This window comes from Ruegeria sp. CK3 (assembly GCF_056536565.1).
On the sequence record NZ_JBQFPV010000018.1, the window covers coordinates 60,211 to 74,590 of the forward strand.

13 protein-coding genes are annotated in these 14,380 nt (G+C 59.9%); 5 read left to right on the top strand and 8 right to left on the bottom strand.

What is annotated here, in order from left to right; all coding sequences use genetic code 11:
* Nucleotides 1–9: 9 nt before the first annotated feature.
* From ACR0C3_RS22415 to ACR0C3_RS22440, 6 genes are all read right to left on the bottom strand, one after another.
* Entirely contained in the window at nucleotides 10–1,095 is a 1,086-nt protein-coding gene (locus ACR0C3_RS22415) for a DUF1513 domain-containing protein (RefSeq protein WP_480760602.1), read from the bottom strand.
* A gap of 3 nt (nucleotides 1,096–1,098) precedes the next feature.
* The gene (locus ACR0C3_RS22420; RefSeq protein WP_480760604.1) at nucleotides 1,099–2,109 is read right to left on the bottom strand and encodes an imelysin family protein; all 1,011 of its coding nucleotides are present in this window, start codon (nucleotides 2,107–2,109) and stop codon (nucleotides 1,099–1,101) included.
* 3 nt (nucleotides 2,110–2,112) lie between these two features.
* On the bottom strand, nucleotides 2,113–3,660 hold the full coding sequence (locus tag ACR0C3_RS22425) for a di-heme oxidoreductase family protein (protein WP_480760606.1): 1,548 nt from the start codon (nucleotides 3,658–3,660) through the stop codon (nucleotides 2,113–2,115).
* A complete protein-coding gene (gene bfr / locus ACR0C3_RS22430; protein WP_425085699.1) occupies nucleotides 3,620–4,105 on the bottom strand; it encodes a bacterioferritin in 486 nt (161 codons plus the stop codon). The genes ACR0C3_RS22425 and bfr overlap by 41 nt, the downstream gene beginning before the upstream one ends.
* Nucleotides 4,053–4,346 carry a (2Fe-2S)-binding protein gene (locus tag ACR0C3_RS22435; RefSeq protein WP_170468500.1) on the bottom strand — a complete coding sequence of 98 codons (294 nt, stop codon included), beginning with the start codon at nucleotides 4,344–4,346 and terminating at the stop codon, nucleotides 4,053–4,055. Before ACR0C3_RS22435 ends, bfr begins: the two co-directional genes overlap by 53 nt.
* 125 nt (nucleotides 4,347–4,471) lie before the next feature.
* Nucleotides 4,472–5,743: an imelysin family protein gene (locus tag ACR0C3_RS22440; RefSeq protein ID WP_480760615.1), complete on the bottom strand. Its 1,272-nt coding sequence runs from the start codon at nucleotides 5,741–5,743 to the stop codon at nucleotides 4,472–4,474.
* A 237-nt stretch (nucleotides 5,744–5,980) separates the two neighbouring features.
* Here ACR0C3_RS22440 and ACR0C3_RS22445 point away from each other — a divergent pair, with 237 nt between their 5' ends.
* Entirely contained in the window at nucleotides 5,981–6,520 is a 540-nt protein-coding gene (locus tag ACR0C3_RS22445) for a ZrgA family zinc uptake protein (RefSeq protein ID WP_480760607.1), read from the top strand.
* 378 nt (nucleotides 6,521–6,898) lie between these two features.
* On the opposite strand, the gene ACR0C3_RS22450 is transcribed toward ACR0C3_RS22445, so the two are convergent.
* Complete coding sequence (locus tag ACR0C3_RS22450; protein WP_480760609.1) at nucleotides 6,899–7,849, bottom strand: GlxA family transcriptional regulator; 951 nt, start codon at nucleotides 7,847–7,849, stop codon at nucleotides 6,899–6,901.
* Nucleotides 7,850–8,012: 163 nt separating this feature from the next.
* On the opposite strand from ACR0C3_RS22450, the gene ACR0C3_RS22455 reads away from it, so the two are divergent.
* Genes ACR0C3_RS22455 through ACR0C3_RS22470 form a run of 4 tightly spaced genes read left to right on the top strand, consistent with a single transcriptional unit; the run spans nucleotide 8,013 to nucleotide 12,497 of the window.
* Nucleotides 8,013–8,723 (top strand): GntR family transcriptional regulator, encoded by a 711-nt coding sequence (locus ACR0C3_RS22455; protein WP_425085702.1) that lies wholly within the window; start codon nucleotides 8,013–8,015, stop codon nucleotides 8,721–8,723.
* A 7-nt stretch (nucleotides 8,724–8,730) separates the two neighbouring features.
* Nucleotides 8,731–9,660 (top strand): dihydrodipicolinate synthase family protein, encoded by a 930-nt coding sequence (locus ACR0C3_RS22460; RefSeq protein WP_170484568.1) that lies wholly within the window; start codon nucleotides 8,731–8,733, stop codon nucleotides 9,658–9,660.
* Nucleotides 9,661–9,663: 3 nt separating this feature from the next.
* Nucleotides 9,664–11,160 (top strand): aldehyde dehydrogenase, encoded by a 1,497-nt coding sequence (locus ACR0C3_RS22465; protein ID WP_480760611.1) that lies wholly within the window; start codon nucleotides 9,664–9,666, stop codon nucleotides 11,158–11,160.
* Nucleotides 11,157–12,497 (top strand): NAD(P)/FAD-dependent oxidoreductase, encoded by a 1,341-nt coding sequence (locus ACR0C3_RS22470; protein ID WP_480760613.1) that lies wholly within the window; start codon nucleotides 11,157–11,159, stop codon nucleotides 12,495–12,497. The genes ACR0C3_RS22465 and ACR0C3_RS22470 overlap by 4 nt, the downstream gene beginning before the upstream one ends.
* Nucleotides 12,498–12,631: 134 nt before the next feature.
* Here the strand turns inward: ACR0C3_RS22470 and ACR0C3_RS22475 are convergent, their stop codons facing one another.
* Nucleotides 12,632–14,179: a trimethylamine methyltransferase family protein gene (locus tag ACR0C3_RS22475; protein WP_480760614.1), complete on the bottom strand. Its 1,548-nt coding sequence runs from the start codon at nucleotides 14,177–14,179 to the stop codon at nucleotides 12,632–12,634.
* Nucleotides 14,180–14,380: the final 201 nt, after the last annotated feature.

Below are 14,380 nucleotides of genomic sequence, written 5' to 3' on the forward strand. Positions count from 1 at the left end.
TGCCGAACGTTACGCGTGCGAGCGGATCGGGATCAGGTGGTTGTCCCATTGGCAATCGGGGCGGGCTAGAACCCGCGCGTTCTGCCCGTTTACACTGCCAAACGTGCCTGTGCCGGTGGTAAAGACCAACCCGTCCGGACCTGCGCCCAGACCGCAGACATCCTCTAGCGCGAAGGCATTCGTGAAGCTGCGACCTGCTACGTCGAAAAGATGCAGTGCGTTTCCCCGTGGGCAGGTTATGGCGACCTCGGCGCCACTGGCCGAGAAGGCGATGCTGCCAGCGTATCCTTGCAAGGTGTTTTGGAGGTCTTCTGGTGCGGACAGAAGTTGCGGCGGCGCGCCCCGACGGTGCAGGCCCAACAATGGCGGGTGCTTGGTCTGGCTGCCCTGCCACTGCATCGCGAACCCCACCAGCCCGTCGTTGCGCACGCTGAGGTGGCGGATGGAGTTCTTGTGCAGGGCGTTTGGCAACTCGACCCGTTCAAGCAGGTTCCCGGACAGGTCCAGATAGGTCAAGTTCGGCTGCATGACGGGTAGGTTCAGCTTGGTCCGCCCGGTCTCGGGGTGGGTTTCGATCCCGCCATTGGCGATCACAAGGCTCTTGCCATCCGGCATCAGGCGCATGTCATGCGGACCAACACCGCCCGACGAAAACTCTCCCTGACGTTCAAAGCTGGTGGCATCCCATAGGCTGATACGGCCTTCGCCAGCCTCATAGTCGTTTTCGGTGGCAAAGAACCGGGTGCCGTCTGCTGTGAACGTGCCGTGACCGAAGAAATGCCGCCTCTCGGGGGCCTGTAGCCGTGCAAGCTCCCGCCCGTTTGCGCAGTCTATAAACAGCGCAAACGTGCCGGGACGACGGGCAAAGGCCACGGCCTGCGCCATGCGGGGATGCGCGGCGGCGGCGTGGCCCCTCGCGGGCAGAGGCAGTGAGAACAGGATGTCTCCGCCTTCATCCAGACCGGCCAGACGGAACGAGCCATCCGGAAACAGCCCGGCGGCCAGAAAAGCAGGCGACCCGACCGATGCCCACCCGGTTGCGGGCGCAAGGCTTGCAGCCGCGAGACCGGCTAGGAAATGGCGGCGGTTGGTCATGGTTCAATCCCCGTCGAGAGAGTTGAACCCGGCACTGATGCCGAGGGTTGGGCCAAGCTCGGTCGTGGCGATGGTGCGGATGTCATTCACCGCCTGTTGCAGCGCTTCGACCCGGAACCGGCCTGCGGGATCGGCCACGCCAGCGAAGGCGGGATCGTCGATGGACCGGGCGTTTTTAATTACGCGGTTGAAGGCCACGTCCAGATCCTGCGCGATCTCGGGATGGTCGGCGGACAACCGCGCTGCAAGGTCCCGCAGGGCAATCAAGGACAGCTCGACATGACGCAAGGCGCGTTCGGAGCGGCGGGCTTCGGCTCTGTTGGGGCGGGGGCGGTCGAACGTGCCAAGGGGTCGGCCCAATCGGGTTTCGGCAGTGAATTGCAACCCGGTTGAGAGCGCTTTGAACAGCTCCTGCATCGCCTCATCCTGCGTGCGGTATGGGCTGTCGCCTCCCGGCTGTTCCAGGCTCACCGCATAGCTTTGCCACTCTTCAGCCATCGCGTTAGCATTTGCGTCGATATCGGCCGTGATGGCCCGGATCAACGCGCATCGATATTCGGCACTGCCCTGATCGGCGAATTTGGGATCGTACAGCATTTGCTCAAGCGCAAAGAACCCACGCCCCGCGACCGAGGTTTCGGCATAGGCGACCGTGTCGTTCACCGCAGGGTCTTCGTCCGCGATATGCTGTGACAGGGCCTTGGGCGTGAACCCTTTCGTGTCTGGCCAAAAGGCCATGGCGAAGGCGCGGTCGTTGGCCTCGGTGGGGCCAAAGCGTAGATGGCTGGCGGATATCCACGCGTCAAAGGCGGTGCCATAGGCAGTACGCAGAGCCTCTGACTGCGGAGCGCAATCTGATTGGGACGAGGCGGCCAAAGCCTTGGTCGCGTCTGCCAATTCAGCAAAGCGCGGCAATATATGCGCGGCAGGCACATCCCTCAGGATCGCGGCACGATCTTGGGCTGAGACGGCCAGAGGGGCGACTAGGGCAATGGCAAAAGCAAATAGGCGCATGAGTCAAAGACTTTCGAGGAAACGGATAAGGGCGTCGCGGTCGGCTTTGGGCATGGTCACGACAGTGTCACGGGCGGATTGCGCCTCGCCCCCGTGCCACAGCACGGCCTCCAGCAGGGTGCGGGCACGCCCGTCATGCAGGAATTCGGTATGGCCGGACACACGCTGGGTCAGGCCGATCCCCCATAGGGGTGGCGTGCGCCATTCGCGGCCTGTGGCACGGGCTTCAGGGCGGTTGTCGGCCAGACCGTCGCCCATGTCATGCAGCAGCAGATCAGAATAGGGCCAGATCAGTTGAAAACTATGCTCGGGCCGGTCTTCCAGGCGATGAGTGACATGGGCCGGTGTATGGCAGGCGGCGCAGCCTGTGGTGTGGAACACCTCTTTCCCGCGCAGCACTTGCGGGTCATCCACATCCCGGCGGCCGGGGACGCCCAGATTGCGGCTGTAAAAGGCCACGAGGTCCATGCCGACCTGATCAACCTCGAAAACGCGCACATCGCCGTCGCCATGCGGGGCTTTTACGCAATTGTCCTGCGCATCGGTGCAATCTCCGTACGGGGCCGGAAACAGCGGGGTCGAGATGCCGATATCACCTGCAAAAGCCGCCGCCGATTGCTCCATGACCGTGGGCATACCGGCCTTGTGGCCAAAGCGGCCCATCATCGGGGCGTCAAACTCGGTCGACCAGACAATGTTCGCTCGGCCCGAGATACCATCGCCATCCGTATCGTCCGGGTCGGCTTTGGCCAGCAGGTCCTCGACTGGGATTGCCTCAAGCAGACCGAGGCCGATCATCTGCGGCGCAACGCGCGGGCTGAGCATGGCGTCGGGGTGCAACGGGCCGTATCCCAGATCGGCAGCCGTGTAGGTGGGACGGCGGAGCGAGGCGGTTTCGCCCTCTGACAGCGCAACCGGGATCTCTTCGTAGGTGATCTCCAACCGGTATTCCGCAGGGTGCCCGGACAGAGCGAAGTCCTGCATCTGGCCGCCATAGTTCGGCTCGGGCAGGGTGGCGAGATAGTCTTCGATCCCCTCCGGCGCATCCTGAGGGTTGCCAGGGATGGACACGCGCAGGAACATCGAGACGGCGTTATCATCCGGCCCGTTCGGCATATGCCCGCGCCCATCCTTGATGTGACAGCGCTGGCACGACCTCGCGTTATACAGAGGTCCAAGACCATCAGACGCGAGGGTTGAAGACGGCGAAGAGACCCAGATTTTCTTGAACAACCCGTTGCCGACCTTGAAGTCCAGCTCTTGTTCAAAGCTCAAGTTCTTGGACGGTTGCGAGAACGCATCCGCGTTGTTGCGCACACGCACGGTGGCGGCCCCGGCAGGCAACTCTTCGAACCTTTGCGGCGCGCTGAAATCCTGCGGCAGTGCGGTGACACCGGCAATGCGCGCGCGCTCGTTTTCGGTGCGTGGGGTGATGTTGAGGTGAAGGTCCCGCAGCTCGGCTGACAGGGAAGGGGTGGCCGCAGTTGCGACCACCAAGAGGGCGAGAATACTATTCTTCGGCGTCCATTTTCGCGGCGTTGAGTTGCGCATAATTGGCTTCGCCAATCCTTTCATACAGATCGAGCTGCGTCTCGAGGAAGTCGATATGGCCTTCTTCATCGCTGATCAGTTCCTCAAACAGCGACATAGAGACATAGTCGCCCGCCTCGCGGCAATATTCCCGCGCTTCGACATACAGTGTGCGGGCGTCGTGTTCGGCGGCCAGATCGCATTCCAGCGTTTCCTTGGGGTTCTGCCCGATCCTCAGAGGGTCGAGCTTTTGCAGGTTCGGGTGGCCTTCTAGAAAGATGATCCGTTCGATCAGCTTGTCCGCATGACCCATCTCTTCGATGCTCTCTTCGCGGCTTTTCTTGGCCATATGGACCAGGCCCCAGTCCTCCTGAAGCCGGTAGTGCAGCCAATACTGGCTGACGGCTGTCAGCTCATGCCGCAGGGATTTGTTGAGATACTCTATGACCTTGGGATCGCCCTTCATCTGCCTTCTCCTGTGATAGGCCGGTGCGTAACGCACGCAGCTGCATGGGGACTTCCAGATTATCGTCGGTTCGCATCGTGTCTAGGAAAAGCGGCATGCATCCGCCACAGTCGGCAGATTTCCCGAGCGCGTGGTAGATCTTGCCTGGGGTTATGATCGCTTGAGGGTCAGAGGTCCGCATCCAGTCGATAGCGGCCCGGATGTCGTGGTCGGAGATGTTTGTGCAGTGGCAGACGATCATGGCGAATCGAGGCTCGTTGGCTTTCTTACTTATTTAGTAAGGTAATGCCTTCAAGTCCAGTCAACTTATGGTGGCCGGGTTGCCGGAGGCGTCGTTTTGCCGACGCATCCGGCCCTTTTATGTATTTAGTGGAAAACCGCGTCAGGGTTGTCCAAGCTGTCCGATCCTTCAAACTCGATCCCATCGAGGTCGAGGATCGATACGATACGCTCGATGGTTTTGGTCTGGTCGACCAGACCGTTGACGCCACCCATGATCAGCGCTTCGCCACCGGCGTTGCCGCGCTGCAGCATTTGGTCATAGGCGAAACCGGCCTCGGCGGTCGATTTGATCCGGCCCAGAGCCTGCATTGTGGTCGACAGCTTGGTTTTCATCTCAGTATCCAGCGCCGGGTCAGCGGCGATCACCAGATCCGACAGCGAGGCGCCCGAGATCGGAGTGCCGTCAATGCGGGTGTAGCTGCCCAGATAGACGTTCTGAATGCCAAGGCCATCGTAGTAGTGGCTGTTGTGGGTGTTGTCGGCAAAGCAATCATGCTCTTCCTCAGGGTCGTTCAGCATCAGGCCTAGGCGCATACGCTCACCAGCCTGCTCGCCGTAAGACAGTGAACCCATGCCGGTCAGAATGGCACTGATGCCTGCGGATTCGTTCTCGGTCAGGGCGGCGCGTGCATCGCCACCTTCGGCCCATTGTGTGGTCATCCATTCCAGATCGCTGACCAGAAGGTCGGTTGCGGCGCTCAGGTATTGCGCACGACGGTCGCAGTTGCCGTTGGTGCAGTCGTCGCCTTTGGCATAGTCGGTGGCCGGGCGGTTGCCTGCGCCTGCGCCGTGACCGTTCAGGTCCTGACCCCACAGCAGGAATTCAATGGCGTGGTAGCCGGTGGCGACGTTGGCCTCGATCCCGTCGGCTTCGTGCAGGGTATCTGCCAGCAATTCGGGGGTGATCTCGGTCGCGTTAATCGCGGTTCCCGAAAGCTCGAAGTTCGGGTTTGCGATGACGTTGAGAACGGCGAATTCGTTCTCATCCGTGGCGCCGCCGTAGGAGGCGTCGACATAGTCGATGAGGCCTTCGTCCAGCGGCCACGCATTTACTTTGCCTTCCCAATCATCGACGATGGCGTTGCCAAAGCGGTAGACCTCGGTCTGCTGATAGGGGACGCGGGCGGCAATCCAGGCCGCGCGGGCGGCATTCAGCGTGGCGTCCGACGGGTCGGCGATCAGTGCTTTGACGGCGTTTTGCAGCGCTTTGGCGGCGATCAGGCTGTCATCATATTTGGCTTCTGCAATATCGGCATAAGTGTCCAGCACGTCCGCTTTTGCAGGGGCGTCACCGGCCGATGCGGCGGTGGCCACGCATAGGGTCAGATTGCTGGCGGCAGCAAAGAATTTCGTCATTGGGGTCAGGTCTTTCATGTCAGAAATCTTGTTCAGGTGCGTCCAAAGGGGGCTGCACTTGCACGCATATAGCTGAGTGAAATAGTCGACAATGTCAACCTGAGTTTTATTGTCGGATTTACTGCAGGGGCGCTACATCCCCATATCTGGTGGGTCTGATACACGCCGTCGCGATTGCGCCATGTTCGTATAAAGTTAGACTAATCCATGTGATTCTATTGCGAGTGGTGTGAGTTCATGAAGTGGTTGAGTGCTTCGATCGGTTTGTGTGCAGTAACCGTCCAGGCATGGGCAGGGGATCAGGTTCCCGCGCAGAGTGCTGTTGCGGGGTCATTGGATATTTCCTTTGAGGAAACTCAGTTCAGCGTGTCTTTGGCGGTCCCGAGCGAGGATATTTTGGGGTTTGACCATCGCGCAGCAGATGACGCGGATCGGTCCGCGATCGCGGATGCCATTTCGTCCTTGTCAAAGCCGTTAACTCTTTTTGTTGTCCCTGAACAGGCTGGGTGCGCCACGGCGTCGGCCAATGTGTCGTTGACGGGCGAAGGGCTAGGGTCGGATGCAAACACGGTCGGCGCGCCCGAGTTTCTGGCCGAGTATGTTATTCAGTGTTCGGACATGGCCGCTCTGGACACGATTGAGTTCGCGTATTTTGAGCGTTTTGATCAAGTTTCGACGCTCGATATCACCGCATCGTCGCAGAGTGTTACGCGGCGCGTCCATGTTACCTCGCAGTTGCCGGTCCTTGATGTCTCGGCTTTGCAAGGCTCGGACTAATACTGCCTCCATGCTTAGTGAAAAGGGTTTCGGCAGGGTGGATCGACGAGCAAAGTAGACAAGCTCGAAAGTCGGACCGGAATCACCTGGGGTCTGAGCGGGTGCGTGGGTGCTTATGCGTGCACAAAACACTCAACTCTGACCTGAATTCTGATCAAATTCCGCAAAATTAATGTTTGTGTCGGAAAGAAACCAAGATCTGACACGAATTGGCAATAGTTGTGCCAACATTCGTCGGTACCACCACACTATCCTACCGAGGTGTTGACTAGTCCGATTTTAATGAGGGGGTTCTCGAAGGGATCGGGGGATGAGTGTGGATTTGCCCAGTTTCGGGCAGGTCAGGATGCTCTCCCCCAGTGGTGGGTTTGCCTGATTTCAGTCAATCTTGTTGCGCTGTGCGTGAGGGGTGACGCCAAAACTCAGGCGAAACACGCGCGAGAAATGGCCCGGATTCTCAAACCCGCATGCCATGGCGACCTCGGTCACTGAGGCTTCGGTTTGCAACAGCAGCTTTTGCGCGCGCTCTAGACGCATCTCCATGAAGTACTTTTTGGGCGAGGTATTCAGGTATTTCCCGAAAAGCCGTTCGAGCTGTCGTGTAGAAATGCCAAGCTCATCAGCAATCGCAGAGGGTGAGACCGGCGTTTCGATGTTGTTGCGCATGACCTCAATCGCTTTGGCCAGATGGATGTTGCGCATTCCGTTTCGCGATTGCAGGGAAACGCGTTGTTTGGCCGTTGCGTTGCGTACGGCGTTGTAAACCATCTGATCGGCCACATCCATGGCCAGCTCGACCCCGTGATCTCGTTCGATCAAGTGCAGCATCAGGTCGGCGGTCGCTGTACCGCCAGAGGCGGTGATGTGCTTTTCGTCGGCTACAAATACGCTGCGTACCAGGTTCACATCGGGAAACGCTTCGGTGAAGGCGTCATGGTATTCCCAGTGAATGGCGGCCTGCATTTCGTTCAGAAAACCGGCCTCGGCCAAAAGCCAAGCGCCCGAACATAGCGCGCCGATCGCAGTCCCTCTTGCCCGTTCACGCCGCAGTAAGGCTAGCAGAAGTTTGGAGGCGTGGTTCCGCATGTGGATGCCGGACAGCACGAAAATCTGATCAGATTTGGGGAGACTATCGAATCCCCCATGGACCAGCGTCACCGAGCCGTTGGAGCAGACAGCGTGTTCACCATGCTCAGACACAAAAGACCAGCTGTAGAGATCCAGGCCGCTGACGAGGTTGGCGATCCGCAAAGGCTCGACCGCGCAGGAAAACGCGAGGTGCGAGAACTCCTCGATCAGAATGAAAGTGATGTGGCTGGGATCGGGCATGGCGGTCTTTGCGCTTCAGGGCTGTTGGGTGGTTTCGACATTATTCGCAGGTTGCCTATGCTGCACGAAAATTAATTGTATACAAGTTGTATTTTAATCGCATACAACACCCGTGGCTGGGCGATCTCGATTCGCCAAGCGGCTGCGACAAAGGGATAGGCGGATGAAGGACGAGGCGCGTTCGCGCAAATCTGAGCTTGCAGAACACCTCAAGGTCTCGATTCTGACCTTGAGGCTACAACCCGGCGTGGATCTGGATGAGGCGCATCTGTCCGAGGCATTCGGCCTGTCGCGCACCCCGCTGCGCGAAGTGTTCCGGCAATTGGCCGGCGAGGGATATCTGGACCAGCGCGCAAATCGCAGCACGCGCGTCTCCGAGATGTCGCATACCACGCTGCGCGATTTCTTTCTGGCGGCCCCGATGGTGTATGGCGCCATCCTGCGGCTGGCCGCGCGCAACGCCCTGCCAGATCAGATTGACGCCTTGAAAGATGCCCAAAGGTCCTTTTGTTCGGCTTTGCAGTCGGGCTCGGCCGAGGATCGCGCGCTGGCCAATAACCGGTTTCACGATGTCACGGGGCAGATGTCCGGCAATGTATATCTGTTGCCGTCGTTCAATCGCCTTTTGATCGACCATGCCCGGATCGGGATGACCTTTTACAGACCGCGCAACGCGGGTCTGACCGAAAACCTGTCTGAGGCCAGCCGTCAGCACGACGCCATCATCGCCGCCATCGAGGCGGGCGATGAGGCGGCTGCTGCGCAGCTGGCCGAGGACCACTGGAACCTGTCTCGCGATCAGATTGAGCTGTTCGTGATGCCTGATGCGCTGGATGTCCCGATGGGCGTCCCGCCTCTTTCGAAACCTGCATGAGGACGGAATGAACCCGATTTTCAAGTTTGAGGGGATCTACACCCCTGTGGTCACGCCCTATCACGAGGATGGCAGCGTGAATTGGGACGCTTTGTCCGACGTGATCGAATACCTGATCGCCAGTGGTGTTCACGGGTTGATCTCGGGCGGTTCGACGGGCGAAAACTATGCCCAGACCGTGGAAGAGCGGCTGGAACTGGCCAAGTTCACGCATGCGCAGTTGAAAGGTCGTCTGCCTCTGGTCGTTGGGACCGGAGCGATGCTGACACCGGACTCGATTGCGCTGGCCTCGGGTGCGCGTGAGATCGGAGCAGACTCGATCCTGCTGGCAAGCCCGCCGTATTCGGTGCCCACCGACCGGGAAAACGCGCTGAACGCGCTGGCGATAGACAAGGCCGCTGACCTGCCGGTGATGCTGTACAATTACCCGCACCGCACCGGTACGATGATGGGCGAGGAATTCCTCGACCGTGTGGGTCGCAGCCGGAATTTCTGTGGCATCAAGGAAAGCTCGGGCGATATCAACCGGGTCCATCTGCTGGCGCGCGACTACCCGCATATCCAACTGGGATGTGGCATGGACGATCAGGCGTTGGAGTTCTTCGCCTGGGGCGCGCCGTTCTGGGTGTGCGGTGGGTCGAACTTTCTGCCGGAAGAGCATGTGGCGCTTTACAACGCATGTGTGATCGAAGGTGATTTCGCCAAAGGCCGCCGGATCATGAGCGCGATGATGCCTCTGATGCGGGTGCTGGAGCAGGGCGGCAAGTTCATCCAGACCATCAAACATGGTGTCACCATGAACGGCATTGAGGCGGGCGCAATGCGGCCTCCGCTGAAGGGGCTGAACAAGGATGACAAGCGGGCGCTGGAACAGGTGACCCGCGTGTTGAAGAAAACAATCGCTGATATCGTAGCTGAAAAGAAGATTGGGGGCTAAGGCATGGAATTGCTGACACAGGACGAATACAAATCCATCGCCGCAGACCTGACTCTGCCGACCGGAGCATTCATTGACGGCGCGTACCGCCCGGCGATCTCAGGCAAGACGTTCGAAACGGTGAACCCCGCGACCGGAGAGAAGCTGGCCGATATTGCCGCTTGCGGCGCTGCGGATGTTGATTTCGCGGTCGAAAAAGCGCGCGAAGCCTTTGACGATGGGCGGTGGTCGAAACTGCACCCCTCGGACCGCAAGGACGTGTTGATCCGGCTCTGCAAACTGATAACCCGCAATGCCCGCGAACTGGCTGTGATGGAGAGCATCGACAGCGGCAAGACCATCTATGACTGCGAAACCGTGGACGTGCCCGAAACGATTCACTGTCTGAAATGGCACGCGGAAGCGATCGACAAGATCTATGATCAGGTCTCGCCCGCCAGTGACGACCACATCGCCATGGTCGTGCGTGAGCCGATTGGTATCGTGGGTCTGGTGCTGCCTTGGAACTTCCCGCTGCTCATGCTGGCCTGGAAAATCGGACCGGCTTTGGCGGCGGGTTGCTCGGTCGTTGTGAAGCCAGCAGCCGAGACAACGCTGACTGCGTTGCGTCTGGCCGAACTGGCAATGGAGGCAGGCCTGCCGCGCGGCGTTCTGAACATCGTTCCCGGTAGCGGTGCCGCAGTGGGTGAGCCGATCGGGCGGCACATGGATGTCGACATGGTCTCGTTCACCGGCTCGACCGTGACCGGCAAGCGGTTCCTGACCTACTCGGCTGAAAGCAACGCAAAGGAGGTGGTGCTTGAGATGGGCGGCAAGAACCCCGCCATTGTTATGGATGATGCCGAAAACCTGGATCGCGTGGCCGCGCATATCGTCAATGGTGCGTTCTGGAACATGGGCGAGAACTGCTCGGCCTCGTCGCGGTTGATCGTGCACAAGGATGTAAAGGCCGAGTTGCTGGAGCGCATCGCCGATCATGCCAAACAGTGGAACATTGGCGACCCGCTGGACCCGGAAACCCGCATGGGCGCGCTGGTCAGCGAAGGGCACTATAACAAAGTATGTGGCTATCTGGATCAGGCCGAGAACGTAGTGATTGGCGGCAAAGCCGAAAAAGGGTTTGTCGAAGCCACCGTCGTCGAAGTCTCGGGCAATGACGCCACTCTGGCGCGTGAGGAGATCTTTGGCCCCGTCCTGTCGGTGATTGAGGTCTCAGGCTTCGATGAGGCGATCAAAATCGCCAACGATACGGAGTATGGCCTCTGCGCCTCGATCTTCACGGCCAACGCGAAACGCGCGATCCGGGGTGCTCGGGCGATCCGGGCAGGGACCGTGACCGTGAACAGCTTTGGCGAAGGGGATATCACCACGCCCTTTGGCGGCTACAAGCAGTCCGGCTTCGGCGGGCGGGATAACTCCGTCCATGCGCATGATCAGTACACCCAGTTGAAAACCATCTGGATTGATCTGGCCGATGATGCGGATGAGGCCGTCGATTGAGCGCATACTCAGCACGCAAACTGCCAAGCCATCGCGGTCCTGCGGCCTGGAGCGCCATCCTCGGCGCCCAACCGCCCGCGGTGGAGTTGGATAGGGACCTGACGGCTGATGTCGTGGTCGTCGGCGCCGGCTTTGCCGGTTTGTCGGCGGCGCGGCGTCTGACCCAGTTGGACCCCAAGGCGCGTGTGGTCGTGCTTGAGGCCGGTCGCGTGGCCGAAGGGGCCGCGGGGCGAAACTCGGGCTTCATGATCGATCTGCCGCACGACCTGGCATCGGATGACTATGCCGGAGCGGGCGATGACAAGACCATGATCGCCCTCAACCGGCAGGCCATCGCATTCGCGCGTTCCGCCGTTGAGCAATACCAGATCGACCGCAACTTTTTCGACGAAGTGGGCAAGGTCAACGGAGCGTTTGGTGACACGGGCCATGCGCACAATGTCAGCTACGCGCGGCATCTGGAAACCTTGGGCGAAACCAGCGAGATGCTGGACCCCGCGCAGATGCGCGAGCTCACCGGATCACGGCACTATCAATCAGGCCTGTTCACGCCCGGAACGGTCATGCTGCAACCGGCGGGCTATGTTCGTGGTTTGGCTGCTGGGCTGGCCGGGGATAGCGTTGCCATCTTCGAAAACTCGCCCGTTCTGGGGTTTGAAAAACGCGGCAGCGATTGGATGGTGCGGACTGCGAAAGGCACCGTAAGCACCGGCAAGATTATCCTGACGGTTAACGGCCATCTGGAAAGCTTCGGGATTGAACGGGATCGGTTGATGCAGCTGTTCCTCTTTGCCTCGATGACGCCCGTGTTGGACGCCGATGCGCTGACCCGTTTGGGAGGGCAGCCGCGCTGGGGCGTGACGCCCTCGGACCCGATGGGAACGACCATGCGTAGGATCGACACCGGGCAGGGCGGCAATCGCATTGTCACCCGGACCTGTGCCGCGTTGCGGCCAGGCATGGCAGCAACCTCGAGCGATCTGGCACGCGCCGCCAAAGTGATGCAGCGCAAGTTCGATCAGCGGTTCCCGCAACTGGCGGGGCTGAGGATGGAGCATCAGTGGGCCGGTCACCTGTGCCTCAGCCTCAATAGCGTCTCGGTCGCCCGAGAGATCGAGCAGGGTGTTTATTCCGGTTGCGTTCAGAACGGGCTGGGCACTGCGCGCGGGACCCTGACCGGGATCGCAGCGGCGGAGAGGGCCTGCGGCCACAGTTCCGACATCACAAGTTTTTTCGAAGCCGAAGACACCCCCAAACGCCTGCCGCCCCAGCCATTCCGGGAAATCGGGGCGAATGCCGTGTTGCGTTGGAAAGAATGGCGCGCGCGGGATGAATGAGTATGGCGGGCTCAACCGAGCCTGACGACGCCGAGCGGCCTGATACAAGCTAGTTCTCTCGCCTGTTGCGGCTTTAGCGGTTTTGCAAAAAAGGCCCGCCCTGAATGGTGGGCGGGCCAGTAGGGGAGTTGGTATCAGTAGGTCTGGTTCAACTCATCTGCTGCCGGAATTTCCCGTTCCCGGCGCGCGATATAGTCCAGAAGCTCTTCGTTCTTGGCCTCGTCCAGCTTTGGTTCCTGATACTCGGCCAGCAGTTTCTTGGCGTGTTTGAGGGCGCGTTCCGTGATCTCAACGCTGCCTTCAGCCTGCCATTGCTCGATCGAGTTGTTGTCGAAGAGCTCGGGCATGAAGAACGCTGTCTGGAAGTTGTCCTGCGTGTGTGGATGGCCCAGATAGTGACCGCCCGGGCCGACATCCGGAACGGCGGCCAGTGCCTGATCGAAGTCGCCCCACTTGGGACCTTCTGCCATGCGATAGGCCATGGCGCATTGTTCTGAATCCACGATGAACTTGGCGACCGAGCAATGCATACCGGCTTCGTTCCAGCCCGCCGAGTGCCAGATATAGTTCGCCCCTGCATGCAGAACCGCGCTGAGAGTCGTGGCAGATTCGTAGCCAGCCTGTGCGTCAAACGTCTTGGCACCGCCCAGCGTGTTCGAGGTCCGCCAGGGAACATCATAGAAGCGAGCCATCTGACCGATCATGAAGTTCATCAAGCTGATCTCGGGCGTACCCGCCATCGGCGCGCCAGATTTCATCGACACGGTCGACAGGTAGTGACCCCAGATCGCGGGCGCCCCTTTGCGAACCACCTGCGTATAGGCCAGCGCAGACAGCGCCTCGGCTGTCAATTGGGCCACAGTGGCAGGCACAGAGGCAGGCGTGTTCGCGCCACCCAGAACGAAGGGTGAGCAGAGGACTGGCTGATTGCGGCGGCAGAAGGCACGCATCGCACCCAGCATCGTCTCATCCCAGACCAGAGGGCTGTTGCCGTTGCAGTTGCCGGTGGTCACGGGGTGGCTATCGATGAACTCATTCCCAAACAGGATCGCGCACATATCCATCACGTCCTCGGCATTCTTGGGCGAGGTGGTCATGCCCATGAACATCTTGTCCGAGTATTTCATCGACGAGTAGGTGATGCGCAGGTGGCGTTGGCTGATTGGGTGATCATAAGGCTCGACGATATGGTGGGCCGAACTGTGCAGCGCGGGCATCATATGGCTGAGCTTGTGGAACATCGCCAGATCTTCCAGCAGCGGGTTACGGCGCACATCGTCCAGATCGCGCAGGAAAGGCGCGCCGGTCATCGGCACAAAGACCGAATGCTTGCCGCCCAGCTTGACGTTATTGGCCGGGTTACGCGCGTGATAGGTGAACTGTGCCGGAATAGTCGAGATCAGCTCGCGCACCATGTTGCGGTCAAGATAGACCAGCTCTCCGTCTACCTTGGCACCGGCCTTCTTCCAGTCTTCCAACGCGATCGGGTCGCGGAACTGAACGCCGACATTTTCCAGAATGTCCATGGCGGCATTGTCGATCATCTCGACCTGGCTGCCGTCCATCACCTCGCATTCGGGGATGGCGCGGGTCAGGCCGGGCAGCATTTCAAAATTCGGAGCTGTGCGTTGCGCGCGCCGCGCCGCGCGGCCTCCGGAACGTGATTGGGTTCGAATATTCAAAGGGCAATCCTCCATCTTGAAACCACAATGACGGATTCGCGGCGCGCTGACCTCTCTGATAGCGATATGTGCTTGCAGGATGCGACACGCAAAAGCGCCGCCCTTTTGGGCGGCGCTTTGATTGTTTGTGTTTTGGTTGGTTTATTCTGCGGCCTGTGGTGCCTCGGCGTGTTTGTCACGCTGGCTGTCGCGGAACAGCGC